The sequence below is a fragment of the Flavobacterium sp. W20_MBD1_R3 genome (assembly GCF_052119725.1).
GTDB lineage: Bacteria > Bacteroidota > Bacteroidia > Flavobacteriales > Flavobacteriaceae > Flavobacterium.
On record NZ_JBGQOR010000016.1, the window covers coordinates 1 to 19828 of the forward strand.

A 19828-nucleotide genomic window follows, 5' to 3' on the forward strand; every position below is an offset into this window, starting at 1 on the left:
ACTGTAGTAGTTGTGCCAGTAATTGTTCCTGCACAAAGATCAGTAGTTGTTGGTGGAGTTGGCGTAGCAGAACATTGCCCGGTTACATCCGCCAAAACAGGAATCGCAGGTTTTAAATTGTCTTTAATAATTACATTTTGATTTGCTGTACTTGTATTTCCATTCCCATCATCAAAGGTCCACGTCACAATCGTAGTTCCTTGATTAGTAATTGGAAAAACTGTAGTTGTACTGCCTGTAATTGTTCCTGCGCAAACATCAGTAGTTGTTGGAGGAGTTGGCGTAGCAGAACATTGCCCGGTTACATCAGCTAAGACAGGTGCGTTAGGTGCAACATTATCTTTAATAATTATATTTTGATTTGCTGTAATTATATTTCCATTTCCATCATCAAAAGTCCACGTCACAATTGTAGTTCCTTGAGTAGTAATTGGAAAAACTGTAGTAGTTGTGCCAGCAATTGTTCCCACACAAAGATCAGTGGTTGTTGGTGGAGTTGGTGTAGCAGAACATTGCCCGGTTACATCTGCCAAAACAGGAATCGCAGGTTTTAAATTGTCTTTAATAATTACATTTTGATTTGCTGTAGTTATATTTCCATTTCCATCATCAAAAGTCCACGTCACAATTGTAGTTCCTTGAGTAGTAATTGGAAAAACTGTAGTAGTTGTGCCAGTAATTGTTCCTGCACAAAGATCAGTAGTTGTTGGGGGAGTTGGTGTAGCAGAACATTGCCCGGTTACATCTGCCAAAACAGGAATCGCAGGTTTTAAATTGTCTTTAATAATTATATTTTGATTTGCTGTAATTATATTTCCATTTCCATCATCAAAAGTCCACGTCACAATCGTAGTTCCTTGAGTAGTAATTGGAAAAACAGTAGTAGTTGTGCCAGTAATTGTTCCTGCACAAAGATCAGTAGTTGTTGGTGGAGTTGGTGTAGCAGAACATTGCCCAGTTACATCAGCTAAGACAGGTACGTTAGGTACAACATTATCTTTAATAATTACATTTTGATTTGCTGTACTTGTATTTCCATTTCCATCATCAAAAGTCCACGTCACAATTGTAGTTCCTTGAGTAGTAATTGGAAAAACGGTAGTAGTTGTGCCAGCAATTGTTCCCACACAAAGATCAGTGGTTGTTGGTGGAGTTGGCGTAGCAGAACATTGCCCGGTTACATCCGCCAAAACAGGAATCGCAGGTTTTAAATTGTCTTTAATAATTACATTTTGATTTGCGGATGTTATATTTCCATTTCCATCATCAAAGGTCCACGTCACAATCGTAGTTCCTTGATTAGTAATTGGAAAAACTGTAGTTGTACTGCCTGTAATTGTTCCTGCGCAAACATCAGTAGTTGTTGGAGGAGTTGGCGTAGCAGAACATTGCCCGGTTACATCAGCTAAAACAGGAATCCCAGGTGCAACGTTATCTTGAACTGTTATAGTTTGGCTTACTGAATTACTGTGATTCCCGCAGTTGTCCGAAGCATTCCAAGTTCTAGTTGTACTGTATAATCCAGTTCGACTGCCAGGTGTCTGAGTGGTAGAAAGTATATTAATTGTATATATTCCACAAGTGTCTGTTGCAGTTGGGGGAGTAAATACTGGTGTTGTCGGACAATTAATTGTAATATCTGGACCTGCTGCGCTTATTACAGGAGCCACTAGATCTTTTATGGTATAGGTATAAGACCAACTGCGAGTATAAGGAGTAGCACTCGGACTGCATGTTGTAAAATCTACATAAGACCAAGTATAGGTTTTTGTAGTGTTACAAATTGAAGACGAAACAGGTTCTTGAACTGTTAGACCGGTAAATTGAATGTCATTGCCACAATTGTCTTTGAAAGTTGGAGTTGAAGGTTGAACAGCTTCTGCCGCACAACTAACTATTGAACCACCATTCATAAAAGCGGAAACAAAATTAGATCTGCCGCAGGCATCAGTTACTTTTAATCGGAGTGCTATATTCCCAATTACAGCGGGTGCAGTGTAAGTCGTGGGATTTGTTGAAGGATTTGAAAAAGTCCCCCCACCAATAGCAGACCATTCGTAGGTAACCGCTCCCTGATTTCCAGTCACAGTTGCCAGTAATGGATACGTTTGACCAGGAGTTAATGCCGTAGGAAAAGAGTTATCAAGGGTTACAGTAATTTGTTGTTTTATTCCAGCCAGTAATACAAAGTTAAAAAATGCTCTTTGAGCTGCAATCATAGATTCAGTAGTTCCTCCTGTATATTCATGTGCAGCTTGATACATTACCATACCCTTTGTTATATCTCCGTAAGTGGGTCCATAAGCAACAAGAACAGCCGGATTTTCAGGAAAAGTATAATTTTTACCCGAGTCCGAATAGTTATCTTGATAAATAGCTATTTTGGTTGAGCTTCTCCATAAAGATTCTGTTTTTGGAAGATAGATTCGTTCTGATCCATTTTGTAGTGAAGCATCCATTTTTCCTATAAACTGCATCACTGGATCAGCATTAGCGGATGGATTATAAGTTCCAATAATTTTTGGCTTATTGTGATTGTCCCATCGCTCAAGACCTTTGTCAGTAAGAAAATTAAATGGAGTTGTATTGCCCGCACTCACTAAATCTAATGCGCTTACGGCATGACAACCCACCCAAAGATAGCCGCCATTATCCATATAATTTCTAAGTGCGTTAACATAAGCTGAAGACCAATTTTGTGGATCAGCATGAGGAAGTACATAAATATCACCACAACTCGTAAGTAGAGTTGGATTACTTTGTACTACGTATGAACTTGATGGAATTCCAGCATTTAGGTAATATGGAGTTATTAGGTTGCCATTTTCAGTGTCTAGTAGTGCTCTTGGCCAGCTTGTAAGCTTATTAAATATTGGCGCCGTGAAGGGTGCAGCAATTGGGCCATCAATAACAGCTCCATTTGATCTCCAGGTAGCGATAAGTACCCCTAAAGATGCAGCATCTTCAGCAGCAATAATAAAAGTTCCTCCTGTATAGGCTTTGGATCCCACGGAAAAATCAATACCATCTTTACCTTTTGATGAGTTTATTGACCAATAAACAGGTACATTTTTGTCCCGAATCAAAGTGTAAACTAAGCCATAAGGCTTTAGGCCTTTTGCAACAGTGGCGTTTTTCCCCATATCGATAATATATGAGCCTGCATCGAATGTTTTATTGGAATTAGTTTGAGAATGTATAGTACTTAGAAACATGAAGAAAGCCAGTAAAAAAAGAGTAATTTTAGTTTTCATACAATCAAATTTTAATTAATTGGGGACGTGTTATTTTGAATTTTAACAATCAAAATTAAGTTTTAAAGTATCGTAGTATTAAAGTTAAAAAGGTTCTTTGTAACCTGTTTGACCCTCAAAAACAATGTTTTTCAAATTTACAAGAGGCAATTCCACCACCTTCAGCGTCTAAAGATTTCATACAAATTATTTGTGCTGTTTTGTCATCTAGAGGTGTCATAATGTTAGCCTTAATAAGGTCTCTGTTTTTCAAAATAGTGATATAAGTAAGCTTTACATCTCTATCATTTTTGTTCTTAATTTCAAAATATTCTGAGGTGCTATTTTTGTTTTTGCACGTTCGTAGAAATAGTAAGGCTTCAGTTTTGTTTGAACCAAACGGGATCGATTCTGAACATTTGTTTGAATTTAAACTAGAAAAAAGTGATATGATTGAAATAGTGTAGAGTAAAATTATTTTCATTTTTTGAATGGCTAATTTTTTCCTTTTGTTTTGTGATGTGTTTAAAGATGAATCCATTTTAACGTCATCTATGAACTTCGTTTTTAAATAAAATTTGTCCTAAAAACAAGAGTTCTTTCATAATTAATACGACACTGGTTTTGTAATAATTTTCCAGTCATTCGCTCTAAAAAAAAGTTTAAATCATTTTAATAATTGATTTTAAGTTCTTTAATAAATATTTTGTTAAATAATTTAAAATAAAAACATGAAAAATCTGAAAGCTATTTTTGATGTAAAGTGAAACAATTTAATTTAGATGTTTTAAACAAATCATTACTTGAAAAGCTAAAGTATAAGGAATAAATTATTATTGTTTATTTTTTCTATAAACGACCTATAAAGTCGTTAAAAGGTATTTTTTTCTTAAAAAAAAGATAAAAAATTAAAAAAAAAGTTAAATTTAACAGTAAAAAGAGTTGTCACAAAGACGTAATAATAGCTTTCAACGATACTTATTTGAGAAGTTTTTAAGGACTAAAAAGGCATTGCACCGTCTTTTGATTGGCACCATTATATTTAAATATTTTTTTAAATGATATGCTTAGTTTTTGTAAATTGTCTTAATTTTTTGATAACGACTTCCAAAATATTTTCTACTATGAAAAATTTAATTATTGTTCGTCACGCTAAATCAAGTTGGAAGGCACCAGTGCATGATAAAGATCGTCCGTTGACTAGAAGAGGAGTACAAGACGCACTTCTTATCTCTGCTAAGGTTATTGATTATATGCCTAAAACATACATAATATGGACTAGTACAGCAAAAAGAGCAACTGACACAGCGTTAATTTTTGCTCAAAATCTAGCTTATCCTATCGATTGTATTGTTTACAAAGACGACCTTTATACCTTTGACGAAAAGAAATTAGAGAAAACCATTAAAGCATGCAGTAATATTTTTGAAAATATCATTCTTTTTGGTCATAATGAGGCCATTACAAATTTTGTTAATAAATTTGGAGATGTCATAATTGATAATATTCCTACATCTGGATTTGTATCCTTACAATTTCATACCGATGATTGGAAAAAAATAAAAAAAGGTAAAATAAAGAAAATTATATTCCCCAAAGATTTAAGATGAATAAAGTAGTAGAACAAAAATATATAGATAGAGAAAAAAGCTGGTTGGCGTTTAATGCCAGAGTACTTCAGGAAGCAGGAGATCATTCGGTTCCATTATTAGAGCGGTTACGGTTTTTGGGAATCTTTTCTAATAATTTAGATGAATTTTTTAGAGTTCGTTTTGCAGCGATAAGACGATTAAGTTTGACCGGGATCACTGGTGAAAAATATCTTGGCGGTATTTCAGCACAGCAACTAGTCAAAGATATTACTGAAATTGTCATTCAACAGCAATCTGAAAGTTTAAGAATTCTGAGTGTTATTGAATCAGAATTAGAGAAAAAAAATATATTTATCATCACAGAGAATGATATTTCCGCCCAACAAGAAGTTTTTTTGAAGGACTTTTTTATTCAGAAATTAAGTCCTGAATTAGTAACTATTATACTAAATGACTTAGCAGAATTTCCATTATTAAAAGATACGTCCGGCTATCTAGCAGTGAAATTGGTGATGAATCACACCTCTGACATACGATATGCTGTTATCGAAATTCCCAAAACAATTAACCGATTTGTAGTCTTGCCCTCTGATGAGGAAAAACAATATGTAATTCTTCTGGATGATGTGATACGACACAATTTAAGCAACATCTTTAATATTTTTGATTACAAAAGTGTTTCGGCCCACATGATCAAAATTACTAGAGATGCACAACTGGATATTGATAGTGATTTGAGTAAAAGCATGATTGAAAAAATATCCTTAAGTGTTAAGGACAGACGAATTGGTGAACCGGTCCGCTTTATATATGATCAATTAATTGAAAAAGACACATTACAATTTTTTCTCGAAGAAATGAAAATTGTATCAACAGACAGTATTATTCCAGGAGGAAGATATCATAACAGACGGGATTATATGAATTTTCCAAATCTTGGACGTTTTGATCTGTTGTACAAAACAAATGATCCTTTGCCAATTCCTGGATTAAGCTTGGAGGGTAGCATTTTAGAAAAAATAAGTCAAAAAGATTATTTATTAAATGCACCATATCAGTCTTTCTCATATCTCACACGCTTTTTGCGCGAAGCCGCACTAGATCCTAAAGTAACTTCGATAAAAATAACGTTATATCGTTTGGCAAAAAATTCTCAGATAATTAGTTCTTTGATTAATGCCGCTAAGAACGGAAAAAAAGTGACAGTTCAAATAGAACTGCAGGCTCGTTTTGACGAAGTTTCTAATATTTCGTATGCAGAACAAATGCAATTAGAAGGTATTGAACTTATTTTTGGAATAAAGGGACTAAAAGTTCACAGCAAAATATGCGTGATTGAAAGAAATGAAAATGATAAAATCAAGCGATATGGTTTTATATCAACGGGAAATTTCAACGAATCTACAGCTAAAGTGTATACAGATGTAACTCTTTTTACGAGTCACCAACAAATTTTGAAAGATATCATGAGAATATTTGAGTTTTTTGATATCAATTATAGAGTACATCGCTACAAACATTTAATTGTATCTCCACACTACACAAGAACACGATTTATAAAATTAATAGACCGAGAAATTACTCACGCATTAGCCGGAAGAAAGACTCATATAAAATTAAAAATGAATAGTTTATCTGATTTTGCAATGATAGATAAGCTATATGAAGCGAGTAAAGCAGGAGTGAAAATTCAATTAGAAGTGAGAGGAATTTGTTCATTGATACCAGGTATTGCTGGGTTAAGCGATAACATAGAGGCCATTAGCATTGTAGATAATTATTTAGAACATTCTAGAGTTTACATTTTTGGAAACGCAGGACAAACGGAAGTATATATCTCGTCAGCGGATTTTATGACTAGAAATTTAGATGGCCGTGTAGAAGTTACTTGTCCTATTTACGATGAGGAAATAAAAAATGAACTAATAGATAATTTTGATATTGGTTGGAAAGGAAACGTAAAAGCGCGATTTCATTCCTATAAATTAGATAACAAATACAGAGTACGAAATCATAATCCTATTTTTAGAGCGCAATTAGAGACTTATAAATATTACCAAAATAAGTTAGCTTTAGTATCCAAAAAGAAATAAAATAACACGTGTAGTCATTATTTTATAAGTAAAATAAAATGACGAATTATGATTAGGAATAACGAATCCAAACAAAATGATTAAAATAAAAAAATATGCAGCAATCGATATTGGCTCTAACGCCATGCGTTTACTGATTACAAATATAGTAGAACAAGAAGGCAAAGAACCTCAGTTTAATAAAAGTTCCTTAGTTCGTGTTCCTATTCGTCTTGGGCAAGATGCCTTTACGGTGGGTGAAATTTCAGAAGAAAATATAGAACGAATGTGTGACGCCATGAAGGCTTTTAATCTTTTGATGAAAGTTCACAAAGTAGAATCCTACAAGGCTTTTGCTACCTCAGCCATGCGCGAAGCCTATAACGGTAAGGAAGTTGTTGCACTGATTAAGAAAAAAGCTGATATAAAAATTGAAATTATTGATGGCAAAAAGGAAGCAGCCATAATCGCATCTACTGATTTGCACCATTTATTAAAAACTGATCAAACCTACCTTTTTGTAGATGTGGGTGGTGGTAGCACGGAGTTTACTTTGTTTTCTAACGGAAAAATGATTAATTCAAGATCGTTTAAAGCAGGAACAGTGCGCTTGTTAAATGACATGGTTTGCGATGTAGTCTGGGAAGAAATAGAAAAATGGATCAAAACAAACACACAAGAATATGATGAAGTTACATTAATAGGTTCAGGCGGAAATATTAATAAACTTTTCAAAATGTCTGGGAAAATTCAAGAAAAACCGTTGTCTTACATCTACATGAATTCTCAATACGCTTTCCTGAATTCTCTTAGTTATGAACAAAGAATATCAGAATTAGGATTAAATCCGGATCGTGCCGATGTAATTATTCCCGCTACCAGAATTTATCTTAATGCCATGAAATGGAGTGGTGCCAGAAACATTTATGTTCCAAAAATTGGACTTTCAGATGGAATTGTAAAAGCAATGTATTACAATAAAATTTAAATTTTTAATATAAGTTTGACTAAATTATGCATCTAAATCTAATCCAAATGTTGTTCGTAACAGATCAATATTTGGATTTATTTGATGGAGTCTATTGTACCGATCTTGGTCGTTAAAATTTTTTTTGCTTTGAATACTTTCATTTACTATCACTGCTATAGTTATATCATGATTGTGTAAATGTCCTTTTAAATGTCCTAAAAGACCATTCAATTCTTTTTCAAAATCTAATTTAGAACCTTCGTTTGGCAATTCAATTGTGATGGCTGTTCCGTTCAAAACGGGATCGTTAATCAGTAACAGCGATTCCATTATTTTAAACCCATTATCCCCTAAGCGTTGCGCATACTTATTCCAATAAAGTAACATTGACGTTTCCGAAAACGGTTCTACAGGTAAATCAATAACTTCTTTTGTAATTCCTTTATTAGTTTCTACTAACGCTTTTTTTGCTCGAATGCTCGACAGCGACAAGGCAGAAATTTTTGGCTCACTAGATTCATCAATATTTATTTTTACTACAGGATTTAGAACTCCAGGAGTTAAAATAACTTCGGGTTTTTTATCTATAGTAGGCTCAATTACAGAGGATGCGCCAGGCGTAACGGTAACCGTAAGGTTTTGTTTTGCTTGTTTTCCTTCGTTAGAGTCTACTATTGAGTAATCGTTATTTCTATAATATGTAGGTGGGATTATATACTGCTCAACTTTTTTTTTTCTCCATCAAAAGTGATAGAGGCAAGTTGCATTAGGCAAAGTTCAACAAGAAGTCGTTGGTTTTGACTCAGTTTGTATTTCAAATCACAGTCATTTGCAATTTCAATTCCTTTCAAGAGAAAGTCTTGACTGCATTTTTGTGCTTGTACACCATACATTTGTTGCGCTTGTTCCCCAACTTCTAATAAGGTTATTGTTGCGGGTGTTTTAGAAACCAATAAATCTCTAAAATGAGAGGCTAGTCCAGATACAAAATGATGCGCATCAAATCCTTTAGAAAGAATTTCGTTGAAAACAAGCAATAAATCTGGAATTTTATTTTCTAAAATTAAATCGGTTACGTTGATGTAGGTTTCGTAATCCAACACATTCAAATTCTCTGTAACGGCCTGACGGGTCAATTCTTTTCCGCAAAAAGAAACAACGCGATCAAAAATGGACAAAGCGTCACGCATGGCGCCATCAGCTTTTTGAGCGATAATGTGCAACGCGTCATCTTCAAAATTAACTCCCTGACTGGTAGCTACTTCGGCAAGATGTTCTTTAGCATCTTTTACGGTAATCCTTTTAAAATCGAATATTTGACAACGAGAAAGTATCGTTGGAATAATTTTATGTTTTTCGGTCGTTGCCAAAATAAAAATGGCATGTTTGGGCGGTTCTTCTAATGTTTTTAGGAAAGCATTGAAAGCTGCTGATGACAACATGTGAACCTCATCAATAATGTATACTTTATATTGTCCCGTTTGCGGCGGAATCCGAACTTGGTCAATTAAATTCCGGATATCATCAACAGAATTATTGGATGCTGCATCTAATTCGAAAACATTGAATGCAAAATCTTCATTGGGATCATCGTAACCTGGTTGATTTATTTTTCGGGCCAAAATACGGGCACAAGTTGTTTTACCAACGCCTCGGGGTCCTGTAAATAATAATGCGGATGCTAAGTGATTGCTTTCTATGGCGTTCAATAAAGTATTGGTAATGGCTTTTTGTCCTACAACATCTTTAAATGTTTGAGGACGATATTTACGAGCCGATACTACAAATTGTTCCATAAAAATTTTATTCGAAAGCAAATATAGGTTTTAATTTAAAGATGTAAAAATTTAAGGATTGAAAGATTTTATAATTTTAAAAAAGGTTTTGATTCACGAAAATCCCTAGCCCAGATAGCAGTAAAAATCCTTGTACGCCGGGTTTCGGCGTACAAGATTGTAACGAATAGCTGGAAATAGCTCCTATAAAATAATTGATTAAAGTATCAAATTTTTTTATGGAAACAATCTTATTTTTTTCTTCCTTTGATACTAAGATCAATTAAAACTCTTGCTGCACCGTCTTCGGAATTTGCGGAATATCCTGCTACAAATACACCCTTTTTGCCAGAAGTTGATTTTATTCCATAAACGGTAGCTTCGTCATCAGGATTACTGTCCCCTTCATAGCGGTAAATATGTTGAATTTCATATTTATGTGGATTTTTGACAATGTCTTCTTCGTGAAGGTTGAAATCATAGGTGAATCCCATCTCATTCAAATCGTCTAAAGCTTTAGAAACGCTGGCATAATGATATATATTTGACATAATAAAGGATTTACAGTTAATTATTAAAGGTAACTATTTTATTATGAATTCCTTGTAAAAGACCTATTAAAGTAAGGAGTTTAATAGGAAAAAAAAGAATTAAATAGTGTAAATTTGCACCGCAGACCGCCTTATCGCCGTTTTGAGCAATCAAGAGGGAGGAAAGTCCGGACACCAGAGGGAGGCATAACGGGTAACGCCCGTCGGGTTGAGTGATCAATTCAGGACAAGTGCAACAGAAAGTATGTACAGGTAATGCTGTAGTGAAACCAGGTAAACTCTATGCGGTGAAATATCAAGTATATCAGCATTTAAGGGCTTCTCGTCCGTTGTTGAAGGGTAGATAGCTTGAGTCCCGCAGTAATGTGGGATCTAGATAAATGATAAGGCTCTAATTTATTAGAGACAGAATCCGGCTTATAGGTCTGCATTTTTTTAAAAGATTTAATAAAACTTTGGATTGTGAAATCTAAAAGTAAACTATTAAGAAATTAAGTTTTATTAAGTTTCAAGGCTTAATTTTCTGAATTTCTTAATGGTTTTTTTTTAAAATAGTAGTTATGAAAACAAGAATTGGGATTTTAGGATTGGGAGGAGTAGGCGGTTATTTTGGTGGATTATTGGCTAAAGCTTATTTTGACTCCGATGCAATTGAAATCATATTTATTGCTCGTGGTGAAACTAAAAAAGCAATAGCCCAAAATGGATTAAAAATTATTTCTGATACTAATGAAATAACTGTTTTTCCTAGTTTGGTTTCGAATAATCCAGATGAAATTGGGAATCTCGATTACCTTATTTGTGCGACTAAAACCTATGATATTGAAGAAAGTCTTGCATCCATAAAAAATTGTATTACCCAAAATACGATAATATTACCTTTATATAACGGTGTTGATGCCGCGGAACGTATTCAAAAATTATTTCCTGAAAATACGATTTTACTAGGTTGTGTGTATATTATTTCAATGATTGAATCGCCTGGAATTATAAAGAAAATTGGCGCTTATGAAAAACTATTTTTTGGTCCTAAAAATGCTCCAGTTTCTAAATTGAAAGAATTACAATCTGTTTTCGAGAAAGCCAATATCGAAAGTTATCTTGTGCAAAATATAGAAGAAACGGTTTGGGAAAAGTTCCTTTTTATTTCGGCATTGGCTTCGGCAACTTCTTATTTAGATCAGAATATTGGTGAAATTTTAAATAATCCTGAAAACAAGAAAGTTTATATTTCATTATTGAATGAGATCACTGCTGTTGCTGTTGCAAAAGGGTTAAAGTTGCCCAGTGGTATTGTGGAGCAAACGATCATGAAACTCGAAAAATCTCCACAAGACAATACGTCTTCTATGCACAGAGATTTACGAGCTGGTCATAAAACAGAAGTTAATTCCCTAACAGAATATGTGGTTAAAGAAGGTTTAAAATACGGTATTGCGACTCCAACATACAATAGAATATTGGAGAAGTTATCCTAACATGCAAATTTATTCGTCTTCCGTATCCTCTTGATTGGATTCGTTTTCAGAATCTTCCTCTTTTTCACCGGAGCTAATTTCGAAGAAACTAAAAATAGAACCTCCGTAACTTTTCTGGAATGAAAAATGAATCATGTGATCCAGTTTGGTATATTTTGAATGTTCGATTACCATCATTCCATCTTCATTAAGCAATTCTTTTTCGAAAACTAATAAGATGATTTTTTCGAAAGTTTTTTGGTCCAATGCATACGGTGGATCTGCAAAAATAATATCATAAGACGTTTTACATCTTTCTAAATACATAAAAACATCACTTTTTGTAGCAGCAATATTAAAATCGTATTCGGCGGCTACTTGTTTGATAAATTTTACACAACCAAAATCACCATCAACAGAGGTAATTGGTGTGCTTCCTCTTGAGGCAAATTCGTAACTGATATTTCCAGTTCCGGCAAATAAATCTAATATTTTAAGTCCTTCAAAACTAAAATGATTATTCAAAACATTGAATAATGCTTCTTTAGACATGTCGGTTGTAGGACGAACGGGCAATCCTTTTGGTGGAAAAATGCGTCTTCCTTTGTATTTTCCTGAAATGATTCTCATGAGTTGAAAAGTATAAAATGATTTCTGTTTTCGGCCTCAGAAAAATAGTTGTTCCATCGTAAATCCTCTACATCAATAAGGGAAACGTTGCGAATGTATTTGTAAGCAATTTTGAAATAATCGCTTTCGGTATCAATATTCCCGATCAGTTCTAATAGAAAATTTTCGGGATTTAAGTTCAATTGTTCGGCAGTGAATAATATGTAATATATAAAATCTTCTGGCGTATTATAATCAAATGAATTGAAAAGTAATAATTTTTGGTTCTGAACCACAATGATTTCAAAATGGTCTCTATTAATATGTACAAACATTTTATTCTCCTCCTTGTTTTTGGAAGCAACCAAAAGTTTTGAAACTAAAATACTGTTGGCATGTTTATAATCGAAAGAACCAAATTGGTCAATAAAAAAATTATTGATATTTACGTATGGAATATAAACCGCATTCATTTGATAGTTTGGAATTTCATCAAAGGCAAAAAAATCAGTTTCAAAAACCTTAGTATTGTATTGCAAATAACTTCCTAAAAAATTCTCGTCAAATAAAGGTTCTGGTACAAAAGTGGAAAGATTATTGCTGTGAATAACCAAAATTTCATCATAAGAATCCTTTAATTCTGGATGATTATTAAATGCATCCGTATACAAATCTTCAATTTTTGCTGACTTATTTAAAGTATCAAAATGTACTTCATTGAATGAAATTACTGTATTATTTAGCGTGTCAAAACAACAAAAAGAAAGCCCCGTCAAGGAAACTTGAATGGAAAGTTTTTTATAATTTTTTTCGGCTATGTTCATAATAAGAGTGCTTTTTCTCAATAGCGCAAACTTACAAATTTTAAAATCAATAACAATATCAATTGCAATGGCAATGGCAAAAATCAATGATAGGAATTGAAAATTGAAATTGCTATTGACATTGAAATTGAAAAAACATTCTTTACTTTGCAGTCAAATAATACGAAATGAATTCCTCCCTGTTTTATAGTCTTTTACAAAAAAAATTCCCTTTTCAACCCACGTACAAACAAGATATTTTTTTTCAGAAAATCGCCATTTTTTTAACCGAAACTGATAATAGAACCATTTTTGTTTTAAAAGGTTACGCAGGAACTGGAAAAACGACCGTGATTTCTACAATTGTAAACAGTTTATTAGACATCAATAAAAAATATGTTTTACTGGCGCCAACGGGTCGTGCAGCAAAAGTAATTGCTAATTATTCGAATAAACCAGCTTTTACAATTCATAAAAAAATCTACTTTCCAAAGAAATCCTCCGGTGGCGGCGTTTCTTTTACCTTACAACAAAACAAACACAAGAATACAATTTTTATCGTTGATGAAGCTTCGATGATTTCAGATACCAATTCCGATTCTAAGTTATATGAAAATGGTTCGCTGCTTGATGATTTGATTTCTTATGTATATTCAGGAACCAATTGCAAAATGATTTTATTGGGCGATACCGCTCAGTTGCCTCCGGTGAATTTAGATATTAGTCCCGCTTTAGACATTCAGACTTTAGGAATGAATTATGATAAGGAAGTGGAACATATCGAGTTGGACGAAGTCATGCGTCAGGAAGAAAATTCCGGAATTTTGCATAATGCAACGGAGCTTCGGGAATTATTGAAAGATTCCTTTATTGATGAGTTTAAATTTGATGTCAAGAAATTCAAAGATATTGTTCGGCTGACTGATGGATATGATATTCAGGACGCCATCAATTCTGCCTACAGTAATTATAGTATAGAAGACACCGCTTTTATTGTTCGTTCGAATAAAAGAGCGAATCAATATAATGAGCAAATCCGGACCAAAATCCTCGATAAAGAAAGTGAATTATCAACCGGAGATTTTTTGATGGTGGTGAAGAACAATTATTTTTGGTTGAAAGATTCGGATGAAGCGGGTTTTATTGCCAATGGTGATATTATCGAAATACTAGAAATTTTCAATATCAAAGAATTGTATGGTTTTAAGTTTGCCAAAGTAAAAATTCGAATGGTCGATTACCCCAATCAGATTCCGTTTGAAACCGTTTTATTATTGGATACAATAAAAAGCGAATCGCCATCTTTAACTTATGAAGAATCCAACAGATTGTATCAGGAAGTGTTGAAAGATTACGAAGGTGAAACCAAATTTCAAAAATTCCAAAAAGTGAAAGCCAACGAATATTTCAATGGTTTACAAGTGAAATTCTCGTATGCAATTACCTGCCATAAATCGCAAGGTGGACAATGGAATACCGTTTTTATAGAACAACCGTATTTGCCAGATGGCATTAATCGTGATTATATTCGGTGGTTGTACACGGCAATGACCCGAGCCAAAAATAAATTATATTTGATAGGTTTTAAGGATGAGAATTTTGTGGAGTAAGTTTGATAAACATATAAGACATATAAGCTAAAATCAAAGAAAAAATTAAATGACTTCATATGAATTATATGACTCAATAAGTTTAAAATAGTTTGGTTATGAATACTTTAAACGATTTACATAAAATTTCAGGTTCTTTTTCGAATACCGAAAAAATGCCGGTGCTATTTTTAGGACACGGAAGCCCGATGAACGCGATTGAAGAAAATCAGTTTGTGACGGGTTTTCGAAATTTGGCTAAAACATTACCGCAACCGAATGCCATTTTGTGTATTTCGGCACATTGGTTTACCAAAGGGACAAAGGTTACCGCCATGGAAATGCCCAGAACGATTCATGACTTTGGAGGTTTTCCACAAGCGTTGTTTGACGTGGAATATCCAGCAAAAGGAAGTCCGGAATTAGCGATAGAAACTAAACAATTGTTGACTACGGTAGAAGTAGAGCTGGACGAATATTGGGGTTTGGATCACGGTGCTTGGAGTGTAATTAAGCATTTATATCCCGAAGCGAATGTTCCCGTAATTCAGTTGAGTATTGATTATACAAAATCCGGTCAATACCATTTTGACCTGTCTCAGAAATTAAGTGCATTGCGTACCAAAGGAATCCTGATTGTAGGCAGCGGAAATATCGTTCATAATTTAAGGTTGGTTGATTTTCAGAATTTCGATAAAGACAATTACGGGTACGATTGGGCAATTGAAGCAAGGGAATCAGTAAACAATTATTTATTGGATGGAAATTTCCAACCATTGATTGATTTTGAGAAACAGAGTAAAGCCTTTCAATTAGCGATTCCTACGCCAGAACATTATTTACCTTTGATTTATACTTTAGGATTAAAAGGAAAAACCGAAGAACTCAGCTTGTTTAATGATAAATTATTGGCGGGTTCTTTGAGTATGACTTCGGTGAAGATTATGTAGGATTATTTTTTGAAAAAAATGTTATATTTGAATTCCTTTTTTAAACGATAAAAATAAAAATTACAGATAAATGAAATTCGGTAAGACTATAAAAATATTTCTAATAGATGGAGAACCAAATGGTAGAATGAGTTGTGAACTTTCTAATTGGTCAGGAAAGGCATATAAAATTCCTCGAATTAAAGTAAAGGATTGCTCGGATAGAAATGATTTAGTAAGTACGGGCGTTTATTTGTTATTTGGAAAAGATGAAGAGGGTAAAGACCTAGTTTATATAGGAGAAGCCGAATCTATTTTGAAAAGACTAAATCAACATTTAAACCAAAAAGATTTTTGGCATGAGACTATTGTTTTTATAGGTAAAGATGAAAATTTAAATAAAGCACATGTGAAATATTTAGAAAATAGACTTCACGACATAGCACTATCAGCCAAGCGCTATAAAGTTGAAAACTCAATTACACCAACACAATCATCAGTTTCAGAATCTGATAGAGCTGAAATGGAGGAATTTATTGAAAACATAAAAATGTTGGTAAATACACTTGGTCACAAAGTATTTGATGAAAAAAGAGAAATTAAACAAAAGCAGATTACAGATGTTTTTTATGTAAGAGGGGCCCGCGGTGCCGAAGCTACAGGTGAATCTACATCAGATGGTTTCGTAGTTTATAAAGGTTCAAAAGCAGCGAAAGACACAACAAACTCAATGAATTTTAATCTTGTTAAATTAAGAGAAAAGCTTACTGATGATGCCATTTTTATTGATAAAGTTGAATTTCTTGAGTTTTCTGAAGATTTTTTATTTAGTAGTCCTTCAGCTGCAGCCGCAATAGTATTGGGAAGAAGTGCAAATGGTCTTACCGAATGGAAACTTAAATCTGGTAAGACATTAAAGGAGTTCGAAACTAATCAAAATAATAATTTGGTTAGTAATACTAAATAATTACTTATTGCCTAATAAACCTATGCTAGCGCGAGCGTCCATCTCGTGACCACAACTAAAAACATCTTCTTTTAATAATTATTATCACTAATAGCAAAACAATCTTCAAAACCAATTATTGTGAAAACACAAGACGATAAAAAATTAGATAATCCAGTTTGGTTTTCTTTATCAGAAACGCATCAAAGTTTTGCGGTAGACTATGGTAGTGTAAAATTTTATCATCCTGATTATTGTCCGTTTGGTGGTTTTGAAAAAGGCAATGCGATATCAAAGTCTATTGATGAATATTCTGTGATGGTCGATAGTTTTTTTATTGTTGGAGAAAAGCCAGAACTTTCAGATCAATTAAAATTAAATAAAGAATTAGTCTGTCTTCAAATGATTGTTTATAATCCTATCAATATTGCCATTAATGAGCCAATCATAAAACTTACTGAAGAACATATTGATGTTTTATATAAGTTGGTGAACTTGGTGCAACCGGGATATTTTAAAAAGAAAACCGCTTTATTAGGTAATTATTATGGCATTTTCAAAAACGGTGAACTTGTTGCCTTAACTGGTGAGCGTATGCAAATGAATGATTTCATCGAAGTAAGCGCAGTAGTCACGCATCCCAGTCACACCGGAAAAGGATATGCCAAACAATTAGTGGCCCATAGCGTAAATGAAATTTTCAAGATAAATAAAACGCCTTTTTTACATGTGATTGAAGATAATCGTGCAGCAATACAATTATACGAGAAAATAGGTTTTTCAACCAGACGGAAAATTAGTTTCTGGAACGTCACAACGTAAACATAAGGTTTAGAACAATTTTGTAAATCCTAAAAACATATTAGCGTGCGCTTTGGCTATTTCATAAAAAAATAATAACAGACATTCCATACCCTTGGGTTAAGAGCCTAGAATAATGCTTTTCTTGATGGAAATTTCAGTTACCCACCGTCGAGACAAATAATAAAACAATAAAGCCTACTCAACTAAATATAATTTATCATTAAATTATTGTTTCAAACTTGTAGCCGATTTATCAGTCAAGAATAATAATTCTCCATTTAAAGGCTTAATTAATTGCGTTGGATATTTTTCAGGATTATACGCTCCATATAAAACTTCGTTTAATGCGTGAGCTTTGTTTTCTCCAAAAGTTACTACCACAATTTGCTTCGCTTTATTAATTATTGGTGCAGTTAGAGTTATTCGATGCATCTTTTGCGGTTCAAGATAATAGGCTGAAACCCATTTATCATTCTCCAGCAGAACGGATTGACCTGGAAAAAGAGAAGCGGTATGACCATCATCGCCCATTCCTAATAAAATAAGGTCAAACTGGCCTTCTTGACTAGTTAAATTCTTAATAGATTTTTCGTATTCTAAAGCAAAGTCCTCCGGTGAAACCCCTTCCTTATACATTGGAAATATATTACTTTTTGGTATACCAACATGACTTAGTAAAGTGTCAAACGCCATTTTTGCGTTGCTGCGTTCATCATTAAGAGCAACCCAACGTTCATCACCCCAAAAAATAAAAACTTTATCCCAGTCTATTTTTTCTTTGTAGTGAGGAGTTGCCAAAAGCGTGTAGATTAATACAGGCGATGAACCGCCGGTAAGCGCTACCACAAATCGGCCTCGTTTGTGTATTGCATTTTGTGCAGCAGCTACAAATAGATCAGCTGCTTGGGGTATTATTTCTTCTTTAGTACTAAAAACTTTTACCATCTATTGCTTCTTCTACTTGTTCTTCTTTTTCTAATCGTTCTTCTTCAGCATCAAGGTTGTTTGATGCCCATGAGTGACCTTGGCGAGCTAATAATTCATTTGCTGCTTCAGGACCCCAGCTTCCTGCTTCATACTTATGTAAACTTGAAAATTTATCATTTTCCCAGGCTTCCTGAATAGTTGTAACTACATCCCAAGCTTCTTCAACCTGATCAGACCGCATGAATAATGTAGGATCGCCTTGCAAAGCATCTAATAATAGTGTTTCATAAGCTTCAGGAGATTGGGTTGTGCATGAAAAATAATCAAAAACCATCTCAGCAGGTTTTAGCGAAAGAGTTAAACCCGGTTTTTTAGTCATAAACTGAAGCCTAATATCCATAGCCGGCTGAATATTTATAATCAGGCGATTCGGCATCATACCTTCTTTTCCAAAAGAAAAAGTAGAATGAGGAACCGGATTGAATTGTATGACGATAGAAGATTGTTTTTCCTTCATCCTTTTGCCCGTGCGAACGTAAAAGGGAACACCTTGCCAGCGCCAGTTGTCTAGATAAAATTTCATGGCTACAAATGTTTCCGTAGTGGAATTAGCCTTCACACCTTTTTCTTGCAGGTATCCGGCTACTGATTTTCCTTTTGTAGGTGCCTTTTCATATTGACCTCTAACGGTATAATGTTCTACCTCCTCGGGAGTAATGCGACGTATTGCTTTTAAAACGTCGGCCTTACGGTTTCTAACTTCATCCGCTTCTAAGGATGTAGGTGCTTCCATGGCAACCATGGTTAGAATTTGCATCAGGTGGTTTTGTATCATATCACGCAATGCACCAGCACCTTCATAAAAGCCACCCCGATCTTCAACTCCAACTTCTTCGGCTACTGTTATCTGGACAGAATCAATGAAGTTTCGGTTCCAGAGCGGCTCGAACATAGAATTTCCAAAGCGGAAAGCTAGGATATTTTGTACGGTTTCTTTACCCAGATAGTGGTCGATTCGGTAGATTTGTTCTTCTTCAAAGGTTTGTGCTAATAGCTGGTTCAGCAGTTCAGCAGAACTTTTGTCATAACCGAATGGTTTTTCAATAATAATACGATCTTGCTTTGGATTAGGGGCAAGACCTAGTTTTTTAATAGTATTGGAAATTGTTTCAATAAACGAAGGGGCTATGGAGAGATAAAAAAGTCGGTTAGCACGTTCCCCGTAAGAAGTATCAATGGCATCCAACTTTTGCTTCATTACCTCGTAGGATTCTTCTTTATCGATATCGTTTTGCAAATAAGAGATGTGCGAAGCAAATTGCTCAAATTCTTTCTTGGAGGCTATTTTATTTCTAGAAAATTCGGTAAGGTTTTCACTAACGTGGCTTCTGTATAGCGCATCGCTGCTATCAGCCCTTCCAAGAGCAATGATCTCAAACTTTTCTGGCATGCGACCATCAAGGTAAAGATTATAAAAGGCGGGGAAAAGCTTTCTTTTAGCCAAATCACCCGTAGCCCCAAAAACAAGAATGATGGTAGGCTTTATAGTATCGAGATTATCCATTATTTTC

At 34.1% G+C, this 19828-nt stretch carries 17 protein-coding genes and 1 other RNA gene; 9 read left to right on the plus strand and 9 right to left on the minus strand.

All coding sequences use genetic code 11. The features are described from left to right. Nucleotides 1–3254 (minus strand): PKD domain-containing protein (locus tag ACEN2F_RS13735; RefSeq protein WP_441740175.1); only part of this gene is annotated, 3254 nt, incomplete at its 3' end. A 115-nt stretch (nucleotides 3255–3369) separates the two neighbouring features. After that, entirely contained in the window at nucleotides 3370–3717 is a 348-nt protein-coding gene (locus tag ACEN2F_RS13740) for a hypothetical protein (protein WP_441740178.1), read from the minus strand. 640 nt (nucleotides 3718–4357) lie between these two features. On the opposite strand from ACEN2F_RS13740, the gene ACEN2F_RS13745 reads away from it, so the two are divergent. The 3 genes from ACEN2F_RS13745 (at nucleotide 4358) to ACEN2F_RS13755 (ending at nucleotide 7885) form a co-directional block, all read left to right on the plus strand. After that, nucleotides 4358–4843, plus strand: a complete 486-nt coding sequence (locus ACEN2F_RS13745; protein ID WP_441740181.1) for a SixA phosphatase family protein — start codon at nucleotides 4358–4360, stop codon at nucleotides 4841–4843. Next, a complete protein-coding gene (gene ppk1 / locus ACEN2F_RS13750; protein WP_441740184.1) occupies nucleotides 4840–6918 on the plus strand; it encodes a polyphosphate kinase 1 in 2079 nt (692 codons plus the stop codon). Before ACEN2F_RS13745 ends, ppk1 begins: the two co-directional genes overlap by 4 nt. Before the next feature lie 76 nt (nucleotides 6919–6994). Continuing rightward, the gene (locus ACEN2F_RS13755) at nucleotides 6995–7885 is read left to right on the plus strand and encodes a Ppx/GppA phosphatase family protein (protein ID WP_441740186.1); all 891 of its coding nucleotides are present in this window, start codon (nucleotides 6995–6997) and stop codon (nucleotides 7883–7885) included. 24 nt (nucleotides 7886–7909) lie between these two features. Here the strand turns inward: ACEN2F_RS13755 and ACEN2F_RS13760 are convergent, their stop codons facing one another. From ACEN2F_RS13760 to ACEN2F_RS13770, 3 genes are all read right to left on the minus strand, one after another. Further along, the gene (locus ACEN2F_RS13760; RefSeq protein ID WP_441740189.1) at nucleotides 7910–8359 is read right to left on the minus strand and encodes a DNA polymerase III subunit gamma/tau; all 450 of its coding nucleotides are present in this window, start codon (nucleotides 8357–8359) and stop codon (nucleotides 7910–7912) included. 218 nt (nucleotides 8360–8577) lie between these two features. Further along, nucleotides 8578–9663 (minus strand): DNA polymerase III subunit gamma/tau, encoded by a 1086-nt coding sequence (gene dnaX / locus ACEN2F_RS13765; RefSeq protein WP_441740191.1) that lies wholly within the window; start codon nucleotides 9661–9663, stop codon nucleotides 8578–8580. Between the two features lie 230 nt (nucleotides 9664–9893). Beyond that, the gene (locus ACEN2F_RS13770) at nucleotides 9894–10193 is read right to left on the minus strand and encodes a hypothetical protein (protein WP_441740193.1); all 300 of its coding nucleotides are present in this window, start codon (nucleotides 10191–10193) and stop codon (nucleotides 9894–9896) included. 118 nt (nucleotides 10194–10311) lie between these two features. On the opposite strand from ACEN2F_RS13770, the gene rnpB reads away from it, so the two are divergent. Together rnpB and ACEN2F_RS13780 are read left to right on the plus strand one after the other, a co-directional pair. After that, nucleotides 10312–10629: RNase P RNA component class A (gene rnpB, locus ACEN2F_RS13775), an RNA gene on the plus strand. Nucleotides 10630–10753: 124 nt separating this feature from the next. Then, nucleotides 10754–11671, plus strand: a complete 918-nt coding sequence (locus ACEN2F_RS13780; RefSeq protein ID WP_441740196.1) for a ketopantoate reductase family protein — start codon at nucleotides 10754–10756, stop codon at nucleotides 11669–11671. Nucleotides 11672–11680: 9 nt separating this feature from the next. On the opposite strand, the gene ACEN2F_RS13785 is transcribed toward ACEN2F_RS13780, so the two are convergent. Next, nucleotides 11681–12280 (minus strand): RsmD family RNA methyltransferase, encoded by a 600-nt coding sequence (locus ACEN2F_RS13785; protein ID WP_441740198.1) that lies wholly within the window; start codon nucleotides 12278–12280, stop codon nucleotides 11681–11683. After that, nucleotides 12277–13083: a DUF3822 family protein gene (locus ACEN2F_RS13790; RefSeq protein ID WP_441740201.1), complete on the minus strand. Its 807-nt coding sequence runs from the start codon at nucleotides 13081–13083 to the stop codon at nucleotides 12277–12279. Before ACEN2F_RS13790 ends, ACEN2F_RS13785 begins: the two co-directional genes overlap by 4 nt. Before the next feature lie 167 nt (nucleotides 13084–13250). On the opposite strand from ACEN2F_RS13790, the gene ACEN2F_RS13795 reads away from it, so the two are divergent. The 4 genes from ACEN2F_RS13795 to ACEN2F_RS13810 all read left to right on the plus strand — a co-directional run bounded on the left by ACEN2F_RS13795 (nucleotide 13251) and on the right by ACEN2F_RS13810 (nucleotide 17348). After that, nucleotides 13251–14672 carry an ATP-dependent DNA helicase gene (locus ACEN2F_RS13795; RefSeq protein ID WP_441740204.1) on the plus strand — a complete coding sequence of 474 codons (1422 nt, stop codon included), beginning with the start codon at nucleotides 13251–13253 and terminating at the stop codon, nucleotides 14670–14672. Nucleotides 14673–14770: 98 nt separating this feature from the next. After that, nucleotides 14771–15601, plus strand: a complete 831-nt coding sequence (ygiD, locus tag ACEN2F_RS13800; RefSeq protein ID WP_441740207.1) for a 4,5-DOPA dioxygenase extradiol — start codon at nucleotides 14771–14773, stop codon at nucleotides 15599–15601. A gap of 70 nt (nucleotides 15602–15671) precedes the next feature. Continuing rightward, a complete protein-coding gene (locus ACEN2F_RS13805; RefSeq protein ID WP_441740210.1) occupies nucleotides 15672–16547 on the plus strand; it encodes a GIY-YIG nuclease family protein in 876 nt (291 codons plus the stop codon). A gap of 120 nt (nucleotides 16548–16667) precedes the next feature. Then, nucleotides 16668–17348 (plus strand): GNAT family N-acetyltransferase, encoded by a 681-nt coding sequence (locus tag ACEN2F_RS13810; protein ID WP_441740213.1) that lies wholly within the window; start codon nucleotides 16668–16670, stop codon nucleotides 17346–17348. 207 nt (nucleotides 17349–17555) lie between these two features. Here the strand turns inward: ACEN2F_RS13810 and pgl are convergent, their stop codons facing one another. Both pgl and zwf read right to left on the minus strand, forming a co-directional pair. Then, a complete protein-coding gene (gene pgl / locus ACEN2F_RS13815) occupies nucleotides 17556–18275 on the minus strand; it encodes a 6-phosphogluconolactonase (RefSeq protein ID WP_441740216.1) in 720 nt (239 codons plus the stop codon). Beyond that, the gene (zwf, locus tag ACEN2F_RS13820; RefSeq protein ID WP_441740218.1) at nucleotides 18259–19821 is read right to left on the minus strand and encodes a glucose-6-phosphate dehydrogenase; all 1563 of its coding nucleotides are present in this window, start codon (nucleotides 19819–19821) and stop codon (nucleotides 18259–18261) included. The genes pgl and zwf overlap by 17 nt, the downstream gene beginning before the upstream one ends. Between the last annotated feature and the right edge of the window lie 7 nt (nucleotides 19822–19828).